Source organism: Tistrella bauzanensis (genome assembly GCF_014636235.1).
In the GTDB taxonomy this organism is placed as follows: domain Bacteria; phylum Pseudomonadota; class Alphaproteobacteria; order Tistrellales; family Tistrellaceae; genus Tistrella; species Tistrella bauzanensis.
In genome coordinates this window covers 31,128-51,728 of sequence record NZ_BMDZ01000005.1, presented here as the reverse complement: position 1 = coordinate 51,728, position 20,601 = coordinate 31,128, and the positions used below count along the sequence as shown (strand labels likewise).

Genomic DNA, 20,601 nt, shown 5'->3' with positions numbered 1-20,601 from the left:
GCCGGCAAGCCCACCCTGCTGCCGGCGGGCATGCTGCCGGCAGGCCGCCATCTGCCCCGCCTGCTGATCATCGCCGGGTCCGATTCCGGCGGTGGTGCCGGCATTCAGGCCGATGTGAAGACCGCCCTGGCTCTGGGGGTGGACGGCTATGCCGCCATCACCGCACTGACCGTGCAGAACACCCTGGGCGTCCATGGCGTGTGGGAGGTGCCGCAGCCGGCGCTGATGGCCCAGATCGACGCTGTCCTGGCCACCGGCGTGGTGGCGGTCAAGACCGGCATGCTGCATTCGGCCATGGTGATCGACACCGTCATCGGCCGCATCGGCGCCGTGGTCCGGGCCGGGCTGCCGCTGGTGGTGGACCCGGTGATGGTGGCCAAGGGCGGGCACCGGTTGCTGCGCGAGGATGCGATCGCGGCCCTGACCACGCGCATGCTGCCGCTGGCCACGATCGTGACCCCCAATCTGCCCGAAGCCGAGGTGCTGACCGGGCGGAAGATCGCGACCGTCGACGACATGATCGCGGCCGGCCGCAGCCTGATCGGCATGGGCGCGCGGTCCGCCTTGATCAAGGGCGGCCATATGTCGGGCGATACGTTGAGCGACATTCTGGTGATCGCCGGCGCCACCGGGCTTGACCCGGTGACGGTGACGCGGTTCGACGGTCCGCGTATCGACAGCCGCCATACCCATGGCACCGGCTGCACGATGGCAAGCGCCATCGCGGCCGGCCTGGCCCGCGAGCGGGCCACCGCGGATGCGGTGGCGATCGCGCGCAGCTATGTGCGCCAGGCCATGCTGGCGGCACCGGGTCTGGGCCATGGCCATGGCCCCCTGCGTCACGACTGGAACCGGCGAACGGCCTGATGGCCGCGCCCCGCCCGGCGTTCGAGTGTTCCGCCGCCGGCCGGCAGCGGGCGCCGACACCGGTTCTGGCCTGCAACCGTTCTGATGATGGCGCCGCACCACGAAACCTATGGTGGTTTTGCGGCGGAATGGCGTCCGCGGCAGAAGCCGTGTAAGGTGAGTCTTCTGGTCGGGCCAAGCATGGTCCGGCCCGTCATCGATCGGGCCGCGAGGTCCGGTTGCCACCTGTCGTCGTCGCGGACTGTTGCCAAAGATGTCGAACGGCACCCCAGACCAGCCGGGGGAGGGGCCAGCTTCCTCTCCGGGACAGACCAGCCGGGCCGTCAGCGGCCGACCGGTCGGGGACGTTCACGTATTGGCCACGCCGGTGCGCGCGCCCACGACCCAGACCGAGGTGTCCGGCCGTCGCATGCAGATACCCATCTGCCATCTGGACGTCTTCGCCGACCGCGTGTTTCGCGGCGTTCCAGCCGTGGTCTGCCCGCTGGACAGCTGGTTGCCCGACGACATGCTGGCCGATATTGCCGGCGAGCATGCCAAGGCCGAAACGGTGTTCATGGTGGGTGCCACCGGCGTCTATCAGGTCCGCTGGTTCTCTCGCGCAAGCGAGGTGCCACTGTCGGCACCCGGCGCCCTGGCCGCCGCCCATACCGTGTTCCATTATCTTGAACCGCAATTGCGCCGGGTTCAGCTGCTGACGCCATCGGGCATGATCATGGGCCAGCGCGAGACCACCTCGGTTCTGGTCGATCTGCCGCTGCGCCCGCCGGTGAAGATGCTGGGGCGGGTCGATCTGGCGCCGGCGCTGGGCGGTATCGTGCCCGAGACGGTGATGATGCTCGACAGCTCGTGCTATGTCGCCGTGCTGGAAAACGAGGATGCTGTGGCCCGGGTGCGGATCGACCGCACTGCCATGGAAGCCCTGGAACGGCCGGTGGTGGTGTTGACCTCGCCGGGCGACCAGAGCGATTTCACCGCCCGGGTGGTGGCCGCGAAATGGGGGCCGGCGGCGCTGGCGGTGCGCTCGTCCGCCCTGTGCACATTGCTGCCCTATTGGCGCCAGCGGCTGGATCGCGAGGATCTGACCGTGCGTGTGGTGGGTCAGCGTGGCGGCGGCGCCTGGGCGAATGCCGGGCGCGAACGCGCCATCGTGGCGGCGCTGGTCCAGCGCTATATGGAAGGCATCATCTATCTCTGACCGCCACGGCACCGGCGGGGCGGGCGGCATGCTTGTCGTCATACATCCGCCGGTCGGCGGCGGCGCACAGATCCGTCAGGGTCTGGCCGTCATCGGGCGCGATGGCATAGCCGGTGCTGATCCGGCGGGGCAGGGGCATCTGGTGGCGATCCCTGGCCAGCGCGATGTTGATCCGCGCCGCCAGCCTGTGGACACGCTGACCCAGAGCCGTGGCGTCGCCGGCCTCTTCGACGAACAGCGCGAATTCATCGCCGCCCATGCGGATCACGGTTTCGCCGGGGCGCACCGAGGCCTTCAGCATGTCGGCGATCCAGCACAGGGCCTGATCGCCCTGTTTGTGGCCGTGGTCGTCATTGACGCGCTTGAAGCCATCGAGGTCGATCAGCACCAGGGCCGTGCCGCTGCGCGGCAGATGGCGGCCGGCCAGCCGGTCGAGCATCCGGCGGTTGCCGATACCGGTCAGCGGGTCGCGGTCTGCCATGTCGGCGAGCGCCCGCTGGACCTTCAGGTTGACCATCAGCAGCATGCCGAAGGTCCAGCTGAGGATGAAGATCAGCGATACGAAGAAGACATAGGCGTGGGCCGGATCGCCCGGTGCGCGAAACTGCCCCCGGGGCGTGGCGAGCGCCACGTCGACGCGGATCAGATAGACAGCGATCATGAGCGCCGTGGCGACGGCGATCATCAGGTGGATGATGCGCTCGTCACGGCGGGCACGGTGGAGCAGAGAGGCGATCATCGCCGACAGGATCAGGCTGTTCAGCACGTCGTTGAGGACGATCCGAAGCCAGTCCTGGTCGAGATTGGTATGCACCTGAACGGCTGCGACCATCACCGCCACCGGTGTCATCCAGCGCAGCCGGCCGGGCGGGATCAGGCCGCGGAAGCGCAGTGTCCCGTCCAGGATCAGCATCAGGCTGCCGGTGGCGATCGCCATGTTGAGGGGGATGGCGACCGCGCGCCCCAGCCAGGGCATCGAGACCCAGGCAAGGAAGGCGGCGGTGCCGGCGAAGGCGGCCATCATCCACGAGACGAGGCCGGCCATCGGCCGGTTCAGGCGCCAGAGGACGATCGAGACCATCGACGAGATCACGCAGGTCATGATGATCATGAACCCGACGGTTCTGATGTCGATGAGGTCAGGCCAGGAGAGCATTTGGTTGCAGCCGATATCGGGAACCGAAGGCGGATAGTATGCCGGCAATCAGGTTAACAGTCTGTGCCGCCCGCAGCTTCCGCGGTTCAGGGTATAGCCATGCGTCTGACGCATGGCTTCCGTCCGATTCCTGCGTATCGGACATGTGTTGACCGGGTGGCCACCCCTCTCTATCGTCTGCCTCGGGCCGCGATCCCCCAACGGGTCGCCACTCTTCCTGAGGGGAAGGCATATGACGACGAAACCCGCCGCGAAGCCGCTTGATCCGCGCTTCTCGTCTGGCCCCTGCGCCAAGCGCCCGGGCTGGACCCTTGATGCCTTGAGCGATGCAGCGCTCGGCATCTCGCACCGCGCCAAGCTCGGCAAGGCGAAGCTCAAGGAAGCGATCGACCGCACCGCGGCCATTCTTCGCGTCCCCGCCGACTATAAGGTCGGCATCGTGCCCGCATCGGATACCGGCGCCTTCGAGATGGCCATGTGGACCATGCTCGGCGCCCGCGGTGTCGACGTGCTGGCCTGGGAGAGCTTCGGCGACGGCTGGAAGACCGACATCCTGAAGCAGTTGAAGCTGACCGATGTCCGCAGCCTGAACGCGCCATACGGTGCGCTGCCGGTTCTGGGGCAGGTCGATTTCACCCGTGACGTGGTGTTCACCTGGAACGGCACCACCTCGGGCGTGCGCGTGCCGAACGGCGACTGGATCGCCGCCGACCGCGAGGGGCTGACCTTCTGCGATGCGACCTCGGCTGCCTTCGCGATGGATCTGCCCTGGGACAAGCTCGACGTCGTCACCTTCTCGTGGCAGAAGGTTCTGGGCTCGGAAGGCCAGCATGGCATGCTGATCCTGTCGCCCCGCGCCGTCGCCCGGCTTGAGAGCTATAGCCCGGCCTGGCCGCTGCCCAAGATCTTCCGCATGACCAAGGGCGGCAAGCTGATCGACGGCATCTTCAAGGGCGAGACGATCAACACGCCGTCGATGCTGGCGCTGGAAGATTATCTCGACGCCCTGAAATGGGCCGAGCAGATCGGCGGCCTCGACGCCCTGATCGCCCGGACCGAAGGCAATTTCGCAGCACTCGCCGACTGGGTCGCCAAGACCCCGTGGGTCGATTTCCTGGCGGCCGATGCGGCCACCCGCTCGCCGACCTCGATCTGCCTGGCGATCGTCGATCCCTGGTTCCAGGATCTCGATGCCGCAGGGCAGGCCAAGGTGCAGAAGGATCTGACCGGTCTGCTGGACGCCGAAGGTGCGGCGCTGGATATCGGCGCTTATCGCGATGCCCCGGCGGGCTTGCGCATCTGGGGCGGTGCCACGGTCGAGCGCGCGAACATCGAGGCGCTGCTGCCCTGGCTCGATTGGGCATGGGATCAGGTGAAGGCCAAGGCGGCCTGACTGGCGCCATCGCGTTCGGCGCCACCGCGCCCCGACGCCACCACGCCCGACGCCACCACGCCTGACTGATCCACCCTCGTATCCTGTTTGTATTCCATCCGGTTTGAACGACGGTGCGCGTCCGCATGATGGCGGACGCTGCCACCCTCGCCAGAGGTATCCCATGCCCAAGGTTCTGATTTCCGACAAGATGAGCCCCGCCGCCGCCGAGATCTTCTCGTCCCGCGGGATCGAGGTCGACGTGACGCCGGGGATGACCCCCGATGAACTGCGTGCCGTTATCGGCCAGTATGATGGTCTGGCGATCCGCTCGGCCACCAAGGTGACCAAGGACATCCTGGCTGCCGCCACCAATCTGCGCGTCGTCGGCCGCGCCGGCATCGGCGTCGATAATGTCGACATTCCGGCCGCGTCGTCCCATGGCGTGGTGGTGATGAACACCCCCTTCGGCAACTCGATCACCACCGCCGAGCATGCGATTTCGCTGATGCTGTCGATGCTGCGCGAGATCCCGGCCGCCAATGCCTCCACCCATGCCGGCAAGTGGGAAAAGAACCGCTTCATGGGCGTCGAGGTGACCGGCAAGACGCTGGGCGTGATCGGCGTCGGCAATATCGGCGCCATCGTCGCCGACCGGGCCCAGGGCCTGAAGATGAAGGTGATCGGCTTCGATCCGTTCCTGTCGCCGGAACGCGCGCAGGATCTGGGCGTCGAGAAGGTGGAACTGGACGAGCTGTTCCGCCGCGCCGACGTCATCACCCTGCACACGCCGCTGACCGACGGTACCCGCGGCATCATCAATGCCGAGGCGATCGGCAAGATGAAGACCGGCGTTTACATCGTGAACTGCGCCCGTGGCGGTCTGGTGGTCGAGAAGGATCTGAAGGCGGCTCTGGATGCGGGCAAGGTGGCGGGTGCCGCCCTCGACGTGTTCTCGGAAGAGCCGGCCAAGCAGAACCCGCTGTTCGGCGACGAGCGCGTGGTGGCAACCCCGCATCTGGGCGCCAGCACGGTCGAGGCGCAGGAAAACGTGGCGCTTCAGGTTGCCGAGCAGATGGCCGACTATCTGCTGACCGGCGCCATCACCAATGCCATCAACGTGCCGTCGGTGACGGCCGAAGAGGCGCCGCGCCTGAAGCCTTATATGAAGCTGGCCGAACAGCTGGGCAGCTTCTCGGGCCAACTGGTGGAAAGCGGCATCCGCGGCGTGACCATCGAATATTCCGGTCAGGTCGCCACCCTCAACACCCGTCCGATCACCGCCGCCCTGCTGACCGGCCTGCTGCGGCCGCTGCTCGACAGCGTCAACATGGTCAATGCCCCGATCGTCGCCAAGGAGCGCAACATCTCGGTCACCGAGGTGCGCAGCGACAAGGCGACCGACTTCCAGACCCAGATCAAGCTGACCATTTCGGACGAGCGCGGTGGTCGCAGCGTCGCCGGTACCCTGATCGCCGGCTCAAAGCCGCGTCTGGTGTCGATCGAGGATGTGGCGATCGAGGCGGAACTGGCCCCGAACATGCTGTTCGTGGTCAACGACGACAAGCCGGGTTTCATCGGTGCCGTCGGTCGCGCACTGGGCGAGGCCGGCATCAACATCGCCAGCTTCCATCTGGGCCGGCAGTCGCCGGGCGCCCGCGCGATCTGCCTGATCGAGGTCGATCAGCCGCTGCGTGAGGCGGTGCTGAAGCAGGTGCAGGGCCTGCCCAATGTGGTGACCGCGCTGTCGCTGACCTTCTGATCCCGGCCAGTCATTCGGGTTCGGATCATGCTGAAACCGGTCGTACCCGCGGGTGCGGCCGGTTTCATGCGTTTCGCGGTTGAGTGCCGGGACGCGGGGGGCTAAACTCCGCCTCCGGTCGCCGGCACCGCTCAATCGGGTGCCGTTGCGGCTGTCGTCTGTCTTCAAGCCGGCCGCGCATCAGCGCGGTCCGGGTGTTTTCCATGGGTAGAGACCGGGCCTGTCCTGATGATCGACGACCGCCAGCGCGCGCTTCTGCCCAACGGGCTGCAGGATCTTCTGCCGCCCGAGGCCGCCTTCGAGGCGCAGACGATCGAGCGGCTGATGGCGCATTTCGCGGCGGAAGGCTATGCCCGCGTGAAGCCGCCGCTTGTCGAATTCGAAGAAAGCCTGCTGACCGGCCCCGGCCGGCTGCTCGCCGCCCAGATCTTCCGGGTGATGGACCCGGTGTCGCAGCGGATGATGGGCGTGCGCGCCGACATGACGCCGCAGCTGGCCCGTATCGCCGGCACCCGCCTGTCACATGCCCGCCGGCCGCTGCGCCTGTCTTATGCCGGCCAGGTGCTGCGGGTGCGCGGCGGCATGCTGCGGCCCGAACGCCAGTTCGCCCAGGTTGGTATCGAGCTGATCGGCGCGCCGGAACCCACCGCCGATGCCGAGGTGGTGCGGCTGGCCGCCGAAGCCCTGACCGGCATCGGTGTGCGCGGGTTGACCATCGACCTGAACCTGCCGACCATGGTCGACGTCGTGGCCGAGGCCTTCGGGCTGCCGGCCGACCAGACCGGCCGGCTGCGCGAGGCGCTGGACCGCAAGGATCCGACCGCGGTCGCCGAACTGGCCGGTGCCGCGGCACCGCTCTTTGCCGGGCTGCTGGATGCGGCCGGTCTGGCGGATGCGGCCCTGGCCAAACTGGATGCGCTGGCGCTTCCGGCCGAGGCGCGCCGCCTGGTCGCGATGGTGGCCGATGTGGTCAAGGTCATCGATCTGGCCGATCTGGATGCCCAGGTGACGATCGATCCGGTCGAACATCGCGGGCTCGACTATCAGACCGGTGTCAGCTTCTCGCTGTTCGCGGCCGGTGTCCGTGGCGAACTCGGCAGTGGCGGGCGCTATGTCGCGGGCGCCGATGCCGGCAATGCGGGTGAACCGGCAACCGGCTTCAGCCTGTATATGGACAGTGTGCTGAGGGCGCTGGACGCGCCCGTGCGGCCACGCCATGTCTACCTTCCCTTCGGCAGCGGCCCGGTCATCGGCCGGCAGTTCCGGGCCGAGGGATGGATCACCGTTCAGGGCCTCGCCCCTGAAACCGACCCTGTCGCGGAGGCGCGCGCCCAGGGCTGTTCCCATATCCTGCGGGTGGCTGATGCCGTCCCGCTCGACGCCATCGATTTCCGGGGGGCGTAAGCTCATGAGCAACGTGGTCGTTGTCGGCTCCCAGTGGGGCGACGAGGGCAAGGGCAAGATCGTCGACTGGCTGTCGCACCGTGCCGATGTGGTGGTGCGCTTTCAGGGCGGTCACAACGCCGGTCACACGCTGGTTATCGACGGCAAGACCTATAAGCTGAGCCTGCTGCCGTCGGGCGTGGTGCGGGGCAAGCTGTCGCTGATCGGCAACGGCGTGGTCGTCGACCCCTGGGCGCTGCTGGACGAGATCGAGCGGATCGGCAAGCTGGGGGTTGCCGTCACCCCCGACGTGCTGCGGATCGCCGAGAATGTCTGCCTGATCCTGCCATTGCATGGCGTGATCGACCGTGCGCGCGAGGATGCGCGCGGTGGCAACAAGATCGGCACCACCGGTCGCGGCATCGGGCCGGCCTATGAGGACAAGGTCGCCCGGCGGGCGATCCGCCTGTGCGACCTGACCGATCGCGACCTTCTGGTCGCCAAGATCGACGATCTGCTGGTGCATCACAATGCGCTGCTGACCGGGCTTGGCGCCGAGGAGCGGTTCACCCGCGACGAGGTGCTGGCGAAGCTCGACGAGATCGCGCCCAAGCTGCTGCCCTATATGGACCCGGTTTGGCGGACGCTGCACGAGGCGCGCCGCGCCCGCAAGCGGATCCTGTTCGAAGGCGCGCAGGGTGCGATGCTCGACATCGACCATGGCACCTATCCCTTCGTGACCTCGTCGAACACGGTTGCGGCGCAGGCCGCCACCGGCACCGGCTTTGCGGTCGGTCAGATCGGCTATGTGCTGGGGATCACCAAGGCTTACACCACCCGCGTCGGTTCTGGGCCGTTCCCGAGCGAGCTGCACGACGAGATCGGCAAGCTGCTGGGTGAACGCGGCCACGAATTCGGCACCGTCACCGGCCGTCCGCGCCGCTGTGGCTGGTTCGATGCGGTCGCCGTGCGCCAGGCGATCAAGACCGGCGGTATCGACGGCATCGCGCTGACCAAGCTCGACGTGCTCGACGGCCTGGCCAAGATCAAGGTCTGCACCGGTTATCGCCACAAGGGCGCGATCATCGACTATCTGCCGTCGAGCCCGCGTGCCCAGGCCGAGATCGAGCCGGTCTATGAGACGATCGAGGGCTGGAGCGAGAGCACCCAGGGCGCGCGGTCCTGGGCCGATCTGCCGGCCACGGCGATCAAGTATATCCGCCGGATCGAAGAACTGATCGAGGCGCCGGTGGCGATGCTGTCGACCAGCCCCGAGCGCGAGGACACCATCCTGGTCCACGATCCGTTCATCGATTGACCAGCCGCCGACAGATGTCGGTGGAACCGGACCACGACCGAAAACCGCCGGCGGGCCATCCGCCGGCGGTTTTCGCATGCCGGTGGCCGCGTCCTGCATCATGCGGTGCTGCCGATTGATGCAGCATGGGCCGGAACCGGCTATACAAGTGTGGGGTAGAGACATGGTCCGGCGACCGGCCGGATCGGTGCTGCGGACGGGGGACGCATCGGCATGGCCGAAGCGACACAGGGCGAGGCGACGATCGTCGGCGGGCGGTACCGGGTGATGCCCGAGATCCGGCTGGAGGAGTTCGACCGGACGCATATCGAGGCCTTCGCGGTCGAGGACATGCGCGACCGCACGCGTTCGCTGATCGGACTGGTTGCCCGTCGTGGCCGGCCGGTGCGCGACGAATGGATGTCGGCGATCCGGCGGATCGACCAGCCGGGCCTGTTGCGGACCATCGATGGCGGGGTGGTCGATCCGGGCGACGGGCAGGGCAAGCGCTATGCGGTGATCATGGAACGCCCTCAGGGCGGCCGTGTGATGGACTGGCTGCGCGCCGAAGGCCAGAGCCTGGACGATCTGGAGATGTCTCGGCTGCTGCTGCGCCCGCTGGCGGCCGCCCTGAAGGCAGTGCATGACGTCCGGACCGCCCATCGGGCGATCGCCCCCGATAACCTGTATTTCGTCGATAGCGCCCGCACCCGGATCGCGCTGGGCGATTGCCTGTGCGGCCCGCCGGGCGAAAGCCAGCCGGTGGCGTTCGAGAGCGTCGAGCGCGCGGCGGCCCATCCCGCCGGCCGCGGCGATGGCGGCCCGCGTGAGGATTTCTTCGCCCTGGGGGCCTTGTTCGCCGCGGCCCTGGCCCGCAAGGTGCCCGGAACGGAAAGCCCCGAGGCCGCCGCCGATCTGATGCTGCGCCGGCTGGAACGCGGGTCATATGTTGCATTGACCGATCGGGCGCGGTTCGGCAGCGATGTCGGCGGCCTGCTGCGCGGCTTGTTGAGCGACAACGCCGAGGAGCGTTGGGGCTTCGAAGAGGTGCGCGCCTGGCTGGACGGCCGGCGCAGCATCGGCGCCATGCATTCGACCCGCCCCCAGGCCGCGCGCGCCTTCACCTTCAAGGGTGTCGATCATTCCAACACCATGAGCCTGGCGACCGCCCTGGCCCAGCACTGGCGCGAGGCCTTGCGGGTGGTGATCGAGGAAAAGCTCGATGGCTGGGTGGCGCGGGCGATCGGTGACGAGCGTCGTGGCAGCATGATCGCCCAGACGATCAGCGCCGGCCGCACCGATGGCGGCGCCGGTGCCGATGCCACCCTGGCACGGGTGCTGGCGGCGCTGGACCCCGAGGGGCCGTTGAGGCTGCGCCATGTGTCGGTGATGAAGGACGGGCTGGGTACGCTGATCGCGGTGTCGTTCCTGGATGATGACCGCGACACCCGGCAGGCCCTGGCCGAGATGCTGGTGGAAGGGCTGCCGATCACGTCACTCGGGCTGGTCGACACCAACGATGCCCAGCGCCGGCGGTTGGCGCAGAGCGAGATGGCCGAATTCATGCGGCTGCGCGGCTTCGTGGCCGAGACGATCATGGGCTTCGGCCTGGAACGGGTGCTGTATGACCTGAACCCGACCCTGCCATGCCTGAGCCCACTGGTCGCCGACGCCTATCCGCAGACCGTGCCGGCATTGCTGATGGCCCTGGACCAGCGGGCGGCCAAGGCGGGGCGGGGCACGGCACCGGTCGACCGCCATATCGCGGCGTTCATCGCCACCAAGCTGGGGATTTCCTATGCCGGTGCGCTGAAGGGCGTGGTGCGCCAGGACAGCGAGGCATCGGAGCGGCTGTCGCAGTTGAACCTGCTGAGCCTGGCCCAGGAAACCCAGCCGCAGGTGCTGGTGCCGGCACTGAGCCGCTGGCTGGTGCAGCGGCTGGGGCCGGTGGTGCAGAGTTATGGCGCGAAGACCACCCGCGCCTGGATGGAGAAGGAGCTGGAACGTGCGGTATCGACCGGCAACCTGAACGCGCTGCGCGCCATCGTCGACAACCCCGACCGGCGGATGGCCGACGACAGCGGGATGGCGGCGGCCCGCACCACCCACGCGCAATTGGGCATGGCAATGCGCCGCTATGACGAAACCCGCGCCGCCCGACGCGCCGAGGCGCAGCATTTCGGCCGTCAGGTGGCGGCGATGGTCGGCTATACGCTGTTGCTGAGCGTGCTGGCCGCGCTGACATTCGGATCGGTCGGATGAGGATGACCATCTTGCGTTCCAGATACGGGCAGGGGCCCGGTGCCGCGACCGGCAGGGGCTGCTTCTGATGGCGAAGAAGGCCGCAGCCAAGCGCCGCGCCAAGGGCCCGGCCAAGTCGAGCGGATCGAGTTCCCGCCTGGTGGTGCTGGTGGTGATGGTGGTTCTGGCGCTGGTCGCCACACCGACCGCACTGGTGCTGGCGATCGGCATGGCGCCGTCCCTGGTGGCCCTGTTCCTGGAAAACCGCCCCGGCGCCTATACCACGAAATGCATCGCCGCCTGCAATCTGGCGGGTGTGCTGCCGGTGTTGCGGGATTTGTGGCTGGGCGGCCACCTGCTGTCTCAGGCCCGGATGCTGGTGGGTGACCCGCTGGTCTGGTTGCAGATGTACGGGGCGGCCGGTGTCGGCTGGTCACTGGTCTGGCTGGCGCCGCTGGTCGCGGGCGTGCTGGCCGATGCGGCTCATGACCGCGCCATCGTCAAGCTGCGGAGCCGGCAGGAAAAACTGCGGGAAGAATGGGGCGACGAGATCGGGTCGTGAGGTCATCGGGCCGTGACGGCAGAGCTGGCGCCGGGGCGTCGTGGATTCTGAGGGATGAATTCGGAGGCTGGGCCGGCGATGCATGCTGCGCTGCAGCGTCGATTCGGCGGATCTGCTGAAAGCTTAGGCAGATCCGCCGATATCTGATCGTCAATGGCGCAGAGCTGGCGTGGGAAGAATGGGTGTACGACCCATTTCACGTTTGGTTTCGCGCTTCACCCAGCGGCTGACCTTTTCAAGCGCCCGCGCCTCGATCTGTCGGACGCGTTCGCGGCTGATGCCGTAAACCTGGCTCAGATCCTCCAGCGTCGCCGGCGCTTCGATCAGGCGCCTGCGGTTGAAGATGTCACGTTCCCGGTCGCCCAGGCTGGCGACGGCGCTGGCGATCAGGCTGCGCGCGCGGCCGCTTTCCTGCTGGTCGGCGAGGATCGTTTCCTGGTCGTCTTCGGGGCTTTCCAGCCAGTCCTGCCATTCGGTATCGGCTTCCTGGCGCACCGGCTCGTTCAACGAGCTGGCGATGCCATCCAGATAGCGTTCCATCGCGACCACGTCGCCCGGCTCGACATCCAGCTTCTCGGCAATGATGGCAACCTGATCGTCGTTCAGGCCGGCCTCGCCGATGATGTCCAGCTCGCTCTTCACCCGGCGCAGGTTGAAGAACAGCCGCTTCTGCGACGCGGTGGTGCCCATGCGGACCACCGACCACGAACGCATGATGTATTCCTGAATGGCGGCCCGGATCCACCAGATGGCATAGGTGGCAAGCCGGAACCCGCGATCGGGATCGAAACGGTGTACCGCCTGCATCATGCCGAGATTTCCCTCGGAGATCAGATCCGCCAGCGGCAGACCATAGCCGCGATAACCCATCGCAATCTTCGCCACCAGCCGGAGATGGCTGTTGACCAACTGGTCCGCAGCACGTACATCACCCTGGTCGCGAAAACGACGCGCCAGACGCTGCTCCTCGGACAGTTCCAGAACCGGATAGCGGCGGATCTGTTGCAGATAGGGGCCGAGGCCGGCGTCGAACATGTTTTGACGACCGACGGTGCGGGGCGTGCGTGAAGCCATGGCACATGCCTCCTCTCGACTGACCACGCGGGCGGAAGCCCGCGGGCCGGGTCTGGCCGCGCCGTGGATCGGGCGACCGGTGCGGAGCCTTGTCACCCGCGGGATGCGGGGCTGGTCCGTCTGACCCGTCGCCGGAGTGCGATGCAAGCATCGCGCCAATTCTGGCGGTCGTGACCCGTTAACTTTTTGAACCACATTGGGAACGGTTACACGAAGCAGCCGCTCCATTCCTACGCTGGACGTACACGTCCCAGTGCGGACGCGACGCCCGGCTTGATACCGGACATACGAGATGGCCTCTCCGACACCGGTCAGAGGACCGACAGAAGACAGAGGCAGCCCGGTCTTCCGGCCAGAGATGCACCACGCACCGCCCGGCTGGGCGCCATGCGCGGCCTGGGCCGCCGAAAGCTAGAACTCCGTGATCTGTCTCTGTTAAAAAGCCAACTGATCAAACCAAACCTGGTTCCCACCCGGTTGTGGTCACCGCGTGTCCATATCGGGGCGGCGGGTGGCCGCGACCATACCGGACATGTCCGCCCCGGCCCGACGCCCGACGCCCTTCGTGAAAACTCTAGTCGGTGACGGCGTTAACGTCCATCACTTTAGAAGAAGTCTAAACTCTCAAGATGCTGCCGCATATCGGCTGGCAATTGGCTTTCGAATCGCAAATTGCGACCCGTGATGGGATGCACGAAGCCCAGGCGGCGCGCGTGCAGTGCCTGCCGGGGAAAGCGGCACAATGCCTGGATCCGCGGATCCTCCATCCGCTGCAGCCGGGCGGGGCTGCGGCCATAGACCGGGTCGCCGACCAGCGGATGGCCGATATGGGTCAGATGGACCCGGATCTGATGAGTGCGTCCGGTTTCAAGGCGGCAATCCAGAACCGAGGCGAAGGGCTCTTCGCCCAGCTCCGCCAGACCCACGGTGTTGGCGATGCGATAATGGGTGACAGCGGGCTTGCCGCCGCGGGTCACCACGCTCATCCGCTGGCGTTCCACCGGATGGCGGCCGATATTGCCCTCGATCCGGCCCGGATCGACCCCGGGCACACCCCAGACCACGGCGGTATAGGCGCGGCGAATGGTGTGCTCGGCGAATTGACGGGCCAGCGCCAGATGGGCCGCATCGGTCTTGGCGAACACGATCAGCCCGCTGGTGTCCTTGTCGATGCGGTGAACCACACCCGGCCGGGTGGGGGCGCCGATCGACGACAGCCGCCCCTGGCCATGGGCCAGCAGGCCCGAGACCAGCGTGCCCCGGTCATGGCCGGCGCCGGGATGGACCACCAGTCCGGCAGGCTTGTCGACCACGATCAGCCACTCATCCTCGAACACGATGTCCAGCGCCATCGGCTCGGGTTCGAGCGTTCCGTCTTCGGGCGGCGGAACCGTCACGGTCAACGACTGGCCGGGCTTTACCCGCCGGGAGGGGTCGGCTATCGTCGCGCCGTCGAGTGTCACCCGTCCGTCGCGGATCAGACCCTGGACGCGTCCGCGCGACAGCGACGGCGCGGCATGGGCCAGCAGCCGGTCGACGCGTTCCTCGACGAAGCCCGCCGGCAGGGTGATATCGACCACGCCACCCAGCACGGCCGCGGATTCCAGTGCCGAAAGCTCGTCATCGTCCAGTGCCGTGTCGTCGTCATCGAAAATGGCGGGCAGGGTGTCGCCATCTTCATCCGCAGCGGCATCATCGGTGCCGGATGCGGACGCGACGGAACCGGCATCGGGCCAGGCATCGGGACCGGGCCGGGCATCGGGATCAAGACCGGTTTCGGCGTCATGGCCGGGCCGGGGCCGGTGTGGCCGGCTGGTGTCGCGTCCGCTCAAAACCGTCAACTCCCTCGGGGATCGGGATCATACACTATGCAGGAACAGTCGCCCGAGTCGATCGAACAGCGCATGACCCGCATTCTGAAGCGGGTGATCATCGGGCTTGGCATCGCCATCGCCATCGTCGGTGTCGGCATAGGTGTGCTGATATACCAGCGCAGCGTGGCAAACAAGGACGATAAGGCCGGCCTGCCGGTGGCGACCGGCCAGACACAGGCGCCGGCGGCACCCGCCGCACAGGCCGGGGCCACCCCCACAGTGCCGGCGCCATCCGATGTGACGCCTGTCATGCCGGGGCGGATCGTCGGCGATTTCGGCGCGGCGCGCCCACCCATGGCACCTGCGACGGCGCCGCGGGGGGCCGAAGGGCCGGCCTTGCTGCCCGGCGAGCGTGTGGTGACGCTGGCCGCCGCCGGCGAGGACGTGATGATGGTGGCGGAAGGTGAGGGCGGTGCCCAGGTTCTGGTGGTGATCGACCGGAGCAGCGGCCTGCTGATCCGACGGGTGCCACTGAACGCCGCCGCTGCCGGCCGATGACCGGGGGCGGTGCTGTGGCGCGATGGCCGGTCCGGATCGAGGCGGCCGCGATGCGTGCCGTCGTCGATACGGTGGAGGCGGCCTATCCGGGCGAGGGCTGCGGATTGCTGCTGGGCCGGATCGTCGATGGGGCGGCCGTGATTGAACGCACGGCGGCCTCGGTCAATCTGGCGCCGGACCCGCTGCGCGCGTTCGAGATCGACCCCGGCCTGCGCCTGCGGTTGCAGCGCGAGGCCCGCGCGGGCGGCCTTGCCGTGATCGGGCTCTATCACGGGCACCCGGACATGGCGGCCAGCCCGTCGGCCGCCGACCTTGCCGGTGCCTGGGAGGCCGGGCTGGTGTGGATGATCCTGCGGGTCGAGGATGGCCAGATGATCGAGGCCCGATGCTGGCAACTGGCGGCAGATGGCAGTTGCTTCGTCGAGCGGCCATGGGGTGTGGCGCGCGGCCGGGCCGTGGCCTATGGTCCGCCCCGCGCGGTCGAGCCGGGATGACCGCGGATATCGTGGGCCGCAACAGAATTGGCCCTGTGATGTACAGGCATGCGACAACAAGCAGAACGATCAGATCCTTCAGATAATTCAGATAATAAAGAGAGCGTGTGTGGACGAGGATCGCGACGACGAGGCGGAAGACCGGGAAGACGAGACCGGCTCCGATGACGATGATGGCGGCCCGGCGGGCTTGCGCGCGGGCAACGAGATCGAGGTGGAGATCACGGCGCTGGGCAGTCATGGTGACGGTATCGGCGAGCATGACGGCCGGCCGGTCTTCGTCAGCCATGCCCTGCCGGGCGACCGGGTTCTGGCCGCGGTGGACGCGGTGGAGCGCGACCGCATCCGGGCACGCTGGCTGGAACTGATCACCCCCGGCCCGGTGCGCGTCGAGCCGCCATGCCCGTATTTCGGCCCCTGCGGTGGTTGCTCGCTGCAGCATATGGCGCTGCACGCCTATCGGGGCTGGAAGCGCGGCCTGGTGGTCGACATTCTGGCCCGCAACGGCTTTGCCGATACGACGATCGCGCCGATGATCCCCGGTGAGCCGGGAGAGCGCCGCCGTACCGCCTGGAAGCTGCGCGCCACCACCCGCAAGGCCGTGGTCGGCTATGCCGAGGCCGGCAGCCGCCATGTCGTCGATGTCGAGCACTGCATGCTGCTGGTGCCGGAACTGGATGCGCTGATCGGCAAGCTGCGCCGGTTCATGACCACGGCCGGCGAGGGCGAGGCGCCGATGGCGGCTGGTGATGCCGACCGTTATCCGACACCGGCCGATTTCCGCGATGCCCATGCCGAGGCCACCGATGGCGGCGTCGATCTTGTGGTGACGCTGGCCCGGGCGCCGGACGGCGCCGGATTGCAGGCACTGGCGGCCTTTGCCGAAGCCGCCGATCTGGCGCGCATCTCGTGGCGGCCCGAGCCGGAGGCCGCGCCGGAACCGGTGTCGAGCCGCGGCGGCAAGGGCCGGGGCGGTGCGCGACGCGGCCCCGTCCGCGGCGGCCCGCGTGCCGGCAGCAATCCGATGATCATGGCCGAACCACAGGTGGTGGTACGCCGGCGCCCGGCCTTCGTGCACCGTGGCGGCGTGCAGGTGGAGCCGCCGCCTGCCGGCTTTGCCCAGGCGACCCATGCGGGCGAAGAGGCTCTGATCGGCTTCGTGATGGGCGTTTTCGGCAGTCTGGCTGAAAGCGGCGGCACGATCGGCGATTTCTATGCCGGATCCGGCACCTTCGCCCTGGCGCTGGCCCATCGTGGCGCCAAGGTGATCGCGGCCGAGGTGGAAGGGCCGGCCCTGGATGCCCTGACGCGTGCCGCGGCCGGTGCGGGCTTGTCCGACCGGGTGACGATCGAGCCGCGCGACCTGATGCGCTGGGCACCGTCGGCTCGCGAGCTCGGCGTTCTGGACGGGGCGGTGTTCGATCCGCCGCGTGCCGGCGCGCGCGCGCTGGTCGAGGAACTGGCGCGATCGGGCGTGCCGCTGATCGCGGCGATTTCCTGCAACCCGGTCACCTTTGTCCGCGACGCCAGAATTCTGGCGGTGGCGGGCTATCGGCTGGTGCGGGTGATGCCGGTCGATCAGTTCCTGTGGTCGCGGCATGTGGAACTGGCGGCAGAATTCCGGCTTGACCCTGCGGCCGCATCGGCCCGCATCCAGACCGGACGCGACCGGGTGCGCGACGATCCGCATGCCCCGCCGCGCGGGCGCAGGCCTGGGGCTGCATCCGGCAACCGTCCGGCAGGACCGGCCAGCGGACCTGCGGGTAAAGCAAGAGGAACGCGATGAATTTCCACAGCGATCACGTCGTCGGCGCCCACCCCAGGATCATGGAGGCGGTGGTTGCCGCCAATCGCGGGGCGGTGCCGTCTTATGGCAATGATCCGGTGTCGGCGGCGCTGGTCGAAGACCTGTCGGTGCTGTTCGGCCGGGAGGTTCATGTCTTCATGACACCCACCGGCACGGCGGCCAACGCCCTGTCGCTGGCCGGGCTCACCCCGCGCTGGGGCAGCATCTATGCCCATACTGAGGCGCATGTCGAACTGGATGAATGCGCGGCGCCCGAATTCTATACCGGCGGCGCCAAGCTGGCGCTGGTGCCGGGCGACCATGGCCGGATGGATCTGGATCTGCTGGAAGCCCGGCTTCAGGCGGCACCCCGCGGCTTCGTTCACGCGGCACAGCCGGCGGTGATCACGCTGACCCAGGCGACCGAGGCCGGCACGGTCTACAGCCCCGATCAGGTGCGGCGCGCCGGCGCCATCGCCGCCGCGCAGGGCATGCGGCTGCATATGGATGGCGCGCGGTTCGCCAATGCCTGCGTGCATCTGGGCGTGGCGCCGGCCGAGATCACCTGGGATGCGGGGGTGGACATCCTCAGCTTCGGATCGGCCAAGAACGGCACCATGGGGGCCGAGGCGGTGGTGGTGTTCGATCCGCAACTGGCCGAGGCGATGGCCTATCTGCGCAAGCGCGCCGGGTTGCTGATTCCCAAGATGCGGTTCCTGGCGGCCCAGTTCCGCGCCTATCTGGAGGGCGATCTGTGGCTGGCGTTGGCGGGGCATGCCAATGCCATGGCCACCCGGCTGGCCCATGGGCTGCAATCGCTGCCGGGGGTGAGCCTGGCCCATCCGGTCGAGGCGAACGAGCTGTTCGTCGATCTGCCCGAGGCGGCGGTTGTCTCGCTTGAGGCGGCCGGTGCCGGTTTCTATCGCTGGGCCGACCCGGAACCCGGCATGGTGCGGGTCCGGCTGGTGACATCCTGGGCGACCGATCCGGCCGAGGTCGACCGTTTCCTCGACCATGCCTCGATTGCCGCGGCTGCGGCCAGACATGGAGAGGGCCGGCGCTGAGGTCGGGGATGTCCTGTTTTCAGGGGCTTGGTGGCCAGCTTTCAAGCCCCTGAAATCTTCGTCATCCGATCTTCATTTTTTCGCTTGCGCAGCCGGTCGGGCTCTTGTAGATATCCGCCCACACCGATGACGCCCCCATCGTCTAGCGGTCCAGGACGCCGCCCTCTCACGGCGGAAACAGGGGTTCGATTCCCCTTGGGGGTACCAATCCTCAGGTGTCATCAGCGAAACGCCGCGCGGATCTTACGATCCAGCGCGGCGTTTCGCGTTTAGACCTGTGGCTGGTCTTATCGTCATCTTGAACGGGACTGCCGGTTGCGGGCGAGGATCGTAAAGCAACGGGATTCGGGAACGGATCGTGGTCCTTGGCCTTGTCTGCATCGGAGCCCGGTCCTATCGTGCGCACTCTGGCCCGCAATTGAAGACGCATGAGGAGACAGCGCGGTGAGCGACAATCTCTACGCCCGCATCCGGGCACGGTTTCCGGCCGAACTTGCCCGGCCGATGCTGTACCGTCCCGATGGCAGCATGCTGACCTATGGCGATGTCGACCGGATTTCCGGTCAGGTGGCCGGGCTGCTGGATGCGTTGGGTGTGGGCGTGGGCGACCGCGTGGCGGTTCAGGTCGACAAGTCGCCGATGGCGCTGATGCTGTATCTGGGCTGCCTGCGGCGGGGCGCGGTCTATCTGCCGCTCAACACCGCCTATAAGCCGGCCGAGCTGGACTACTTCATCGACAATGCCGAACCGCGGCTGGTGGTGTGCCGGCCTGAGGCCGAGGCGGCGGTGCGCGCGATCATCGGTCAGCGCGATATCGCGGTCGGCACGCTGGATGGCAGCGGCGATGGTGCCTTTGCCGACCGGGTGCGCGCGCAGCCGGGCGGGTTTGCACCGGCGGCGCGCACGGGCGACGATCTGGCGGCGATCCTGTATTCGTCGGGCACCACCGGCCGGCCGAAGGGCGTGATGCTGTCGGGCGACAATCTGTGGAGCAACGCCGAAACCCTGGTCGAGGCCTGGGGCTTCACCGACGGCGACGTGCTGCTGCACATGCTGCCGATCTTCCATACCCATGGCCTGTTTGTGGCCACGCATTGCGTGCTGCTGGCGGGGGCGGCCATGCTGTTCGAACCGAAATTCGATGCGGCACGGGCGCTGGCGCTGATGCCGCGCGCCAGCGTGATGATGGGGGTGCCGACCTTCTATGTCCGCCTGCTGGCCGAGACCGGGCTGACGCGGGAGGCGACCCGCCATATGCGGCTGTTCGTCTCGGGCTCCGCACCGCTGCTGCCCGAGACGTTCCAGCGCTTCGAGGCCGTCACCGACCATCGGATCCTTGAACGCTATGGCATGACAGAGACCAATATGAACACCTCGAATCCGCTGGATGGCGAACGCCGGCTGGGCACGGTGGGCCGGCCGCTGCCGGGGGTGGATCTGCGCATCACCGGCGAGGATGGCCAGCCGGTGCCGGCCGGTGCCGCCGGCATGATCGAGCTGCGCGGCCCCAACGTGTTCAAGGGCTATTGGCGGATGCCCGACAAAACCGCCGAGGATTTCACCGCCGACGGCTTTTTCCAGAGCGGCGATATCGGCCAGATCGACGGCGATGGCTATGTCTCAATCGTCGGCCGGGCCAAGGATCTGGTGATTTCGGGCGGGTTCAACGTCTATCCGAAGGAAGTCGAACTGGTCATCGACAGCATCCCGGGCGTGGCCGAAACTGCGGTGATCGGTGTGCCCCATGCCGATTTCGGCGAGGCGGTGGTGGCGATCGTGGTCCGCGAGCCGGGCGCCGATACGCCCGACGAGGCGGCGGTGCTGGCGGCAACGCGTGAGACGCTGGCGAATTTCAAGCAGCCGAAGCGGGTGCTGTTTGCGGCCGATCTGCCCCGCAATGCGATGGGCAAGGTGCAGAAGAACCTGCTGCGCGATGCCCATCGCGATCTGTTCAAGGCCTGAGCCACGCGCTG

16 protein-coding genes and 1 tRNA gene are annotated in these 20,601 nt (G+C 67.7%); 14 read left to right on the top strand and 3 right to left on the bottom strand.

The window, feature by feature from the left end; all coding sequences use genetic code 11:
• Positions 1 to 30: 30 nt before the first annotated feature.
• Positions 31 to 867, top strand: coding sequence for a bifunctional hydroxymethylpyrimidine kinase/phosphomethylpyrimidine kinase (gene thiD / locus IEW15_RS03735; RefSeq protein WP_188575207.1), 837 nt, complete (start codon positions 31 to 33; stop codon positions 865 to 867).
• Between the two features lie 409 nt (positions 868 to 1,276).
• Positions 1,277 to 2,065, top strand: coding sequence for a PhzF family phenazine biosynthesis protein (locus IEW15_RS03730; RefSeq protein ID WP_188575045.1), 789 nt, complete (start codon positions 1,277 to 1,279; stop codon positions 2,063 to 2,065).
• On the opposite strand, the gene IEW15_RS03725 is transcribed toward IEW15_RS03730, so the two are convergent.
• Complete coding sequence (locus IEW15_RS03725; protein ID WP_188575043.1) at positions 2,052 to 3,176, bottom strand: GGDEF domain-containing protein; 1,125 nt, start codon at positions 3,174 to 3,176, stop codon at positions 2,052 to 2,054. The two genes, IEW15_RS03730 and IEW15_RS03725, sit on opposite strands and share 14 nt — an antisense overlap.
• 277 nt (positions 3,177 to 3,453) lie before the next feature.
• On the opposite strand from IEW15_RS03725, the gene IEW15_RS03720 reads away from it, so the two are divergent.
• From IEW15_RS03720 to IEW15_RS03695, 6 genes are all read left to right on the top strand, one after another.
• On the top strand, positions 3,454 to 4,614 hold the full coding sequence (locus tag IEW15_RS03720) for a phosphoserine transaminase (protein WP_188575041.1): 1,161 nt from the start codon (positions 3,454 to 3,456) through the stop codon (positions 4,612 to 4,614).
• A gap of 163 nt (positions 4,615 to 4,777) precedes the next feature.
• Entirely contained in the window at positions 4,778 to 6,355 is a 1,578-nt protein-coding gene (gene serA / locus IEW15_RS03715; RefSeq protein WP_188575039.1) for a phosphoglycerate dehydrogenase, read from the top strand.
• A gap of 228 nt (positions 6,356 to 6,583) precedes the next feature.
• Positions 6,584 to 7,759 carry an ATP phosphoribosyltransferase regulatory subunit gene (locus IEW15_RS03710; protein WP_188575037.1) on the top strand — a complete coding sequence of 392 codons (1,176 nt, stop codon included), beginning with the start codon at positions 6,584 to 6,586 and terminating at the stop codon, positions 7,757 to 7,759.
• A gap of 4 nt (positions 7,760 to 7,763) precedes the next feature.
• Positions 7,764 to 9,056, top strand: coding sequence for an adenylosuccinate synthase (locus IEW15_RS03705; protein WP_188575035.1), 1,293 nt, complete (start codon positions 7,764 to 7,766; stop codon positions 9,054 to 9,056).
• A 213-nt stretch (positions 9,057 to 9,269) separates the two neighbouring features.
• Positions 9,270 to 11,297: a hypothetical protein gene (locus IEW15_RS03700; RefSeq protein WP_188575034.1), complete on the top strand. Its 2,028-nt coding sequence runs from the start codon at positions 9,270 to 9,272 to the stop codon at positions 11,295 to 11,297.
• Between the two features lie 67 nt (positions 11,298 to 11,364).
• Positions 11,365 to 11,838 (top strand): hypothetical protein, encoded by a 474-nt coding sequence (locus IEW15_RS03695; protein ID WP_188575031.1) that lies wholly within the window; start codon positions 11,365 to 11,367, stop codon positions 11,836 to 11,838.
• A 150-nt stretch (positions 11,839 to 11,988) separates the two neighbouring features.
• Here IEW15_RS03695 and rpoH read toward each other — a convergent pair whose 3' ends face one another.
• Both rpoH and IEW15_RS03685 read right to left on the bottom strand, forming a co-directional pair.
• Positions 11,989 to 12,912 (bottom strand): RNA polymerase sigma factor RpoH, encoded by a 924-nt coding sequence (gene rpoH, locus IEW15_RS03690; RefSeq protein WP_188575204.1) that lies wholly within the window; start codon positions 12,910 to 12,912, stop codon positions 11,989 to 11,991.
• A 605-nt stretch (positions 12,913 to 13,517) separates the two neighbouring features.
• A complete protein-coding gene (locus IEW15_RS03685; RefSeq protein ID WP_229707798.1) occupies positions 13,518 to 14,744 on the bottom strand; it encodes an RluA family pseudouridine synthase in 1,227 nt (408 codons plus the stop codon).
• A 36-nt stretch (positions 14,745 to 14,780) separates the two neighbouring features.
• Between IEW15_RS03685 and IEW15_RS03680 the strand changes: the two genes are divergently transcribed.
• From IEW15_RS03680 to IEW15_RS03655, 6 genes are all read left to right on the top strand, one after another.
• Positions 14,781 to 15,284 carry a hypothetical protein gene (locus tag IEW15_RS03680; protein ID WP_188575028.1) on the top strand — a complete coding sequence of 168 codons (504 nt, stop codon included), beginning with the start codon at positions 14,781 to 14,783 and terminating at the stop codon, positions 15,282 to 15,284.
• 14 nt (positions 15,285 to 15,298) lie between these two features.
• On the top strand, positions 15,299 to 15,778 hold the full coding sequence (locus tag IEW15_RS03675) for a Mov34/MPN/PAD-1 family protein (RefSeq protein WP_188575026.1): 480 nt from the start codon (positions 15,299 to 15,301) through the stop codon (positions 15,776 to 15,778).
• A 109-nt stretch (positions 15,779 to 15,887) separates the two neighbouring features.
• A complete protein-coding gene (locus IEW15_RS03670; RefSeq protein WP_188575024.1) occupies positions 15,888 to 17,564 on the top strand; it encodes a class I SAM-dependent RNA methyltransferase in 1,677 nt (558 codons plus the stop codon).
• Entirely contained in the window at positions 17,561 to 18,628 is a 1,068-nt protein-coding gene (locus IEW15_RS03665) for a threonine aldolase family protein (RefSeq protein WP_188575022.1), read from the top strand. Before IEW15_RS03670 ends, IEW15_RS03665 begins: the two co-directional genes overlap by 4 nt.
• 131 nt (positions 18,629 to 18,759) lie before the next feature.
• Positions 18,760 to 18,835 (top strand) — tRNA-Glu (locus tag IEW15_RS03660).
• A gap of 237 nt (positions 18,836 to 19,072) precedes the next feature.
• Entirely contained in the window at positions 19,073 to 20,590 is a 1,518-nt protein-coding gene (locus IEW15_RS03655; RefSeq protein WP_188575019.1) for a malonate--CoA ligase, read from the top strand.
• Positions 20,591 to 20,601 lie beyond the last annotated feature (11 nt).

What these genes read in the sequence shown, in the direction of transcription:
- IEW15_RS03680 (WP_188575028.1), top strand. Translation starts at nt 14,781, where the DNA reads ATGCAGGAACAGTCGCCCGAGTCGATCGAACAGCGCATGACCCGCATT.
- IEW15_RS03700 (WP_188575034.1), top strand. Translation starts at nt 9,270, where the DNA reads ATGGCCGAAGCGACACAGGGCGAGGCGACGATCGTCGGCGGGCGGTAC.
- IEW15_RS03720 (WP_188575041.1), top strand. Translation starts at nt 3,454, where the DNA reads ATGACGACGAAACCCGCCGCGAAGCCGCTTGATCCGCGCTTCTCGTCT.
- IEW15_RS03695 (WP_188575031.1), top strand. Translation starts at nt 11,365, where the DNA reads ATGGCGAAGAAGGCCGCAGCCAAGCGCCGCGCCAAGGGCCCGGCCAAG.
- IEW15_RS03705 (WP_188575035.1), top strand. Translation starts at nt 7,764, where the DNA reads ATGAGCAACGTGGTCGTTGTCGGCTCCCAGTGGGGCGACGAGGGCAAG.
- IEW15_RS03665 (WP_188575022.1), top strand. Translation starts at nt 17,561, where the DNA reads ATGAATTTCCACAGCGATCACGTCGTCGGCGCCCACCCCAGGATCATG.
- IEW15_RS03710 (WP_188575037.1), top strand. Translation starts at nt 6,584, where the DNA reads ATGATCGACGACCGCCAGCGCGCGCTTCTGCCCAACGGGCTGCAGGAT.
- serA (WP_188575039.1), top strand. Translation starts at nt 4,778, where the DNA reads ATGCCCAAGGTTCTGATTTCCGACAAGATGAGCCCCGCCGCCGCCGAG.
- IEW15_RS03730 (WP_188575045.1), top strand. Translation starts at nt 1,277, where the DNA reads ATGCAGATACCCATCTGCCATCTGGACGTCTTCGCCGACCGCGTGTTT.
- rpoH (WP_188575204.1), bottom strand. Translation starts at nt 12,912, where the DNA reads ATGGCTTCACGCACGCCCCGCACCGTCGGTCGTCAAAACATGTTCGAC.
- thiD (WP_188575207.1), top strand. Translation starts at nt 31, where the DNA reads ATGCTGCCGGCAGGCCGCCATCTGCCCCGCCTGCTGATCATCGCCGGG.
- IEW15_RS03725 (WP_188575043.1), bottom strand. Translation starts at nt 3,176, where the DNA reads ATGATCATCATGACCTGCGTGATCTCGTCGATGGTCTCGATCGTCCTC.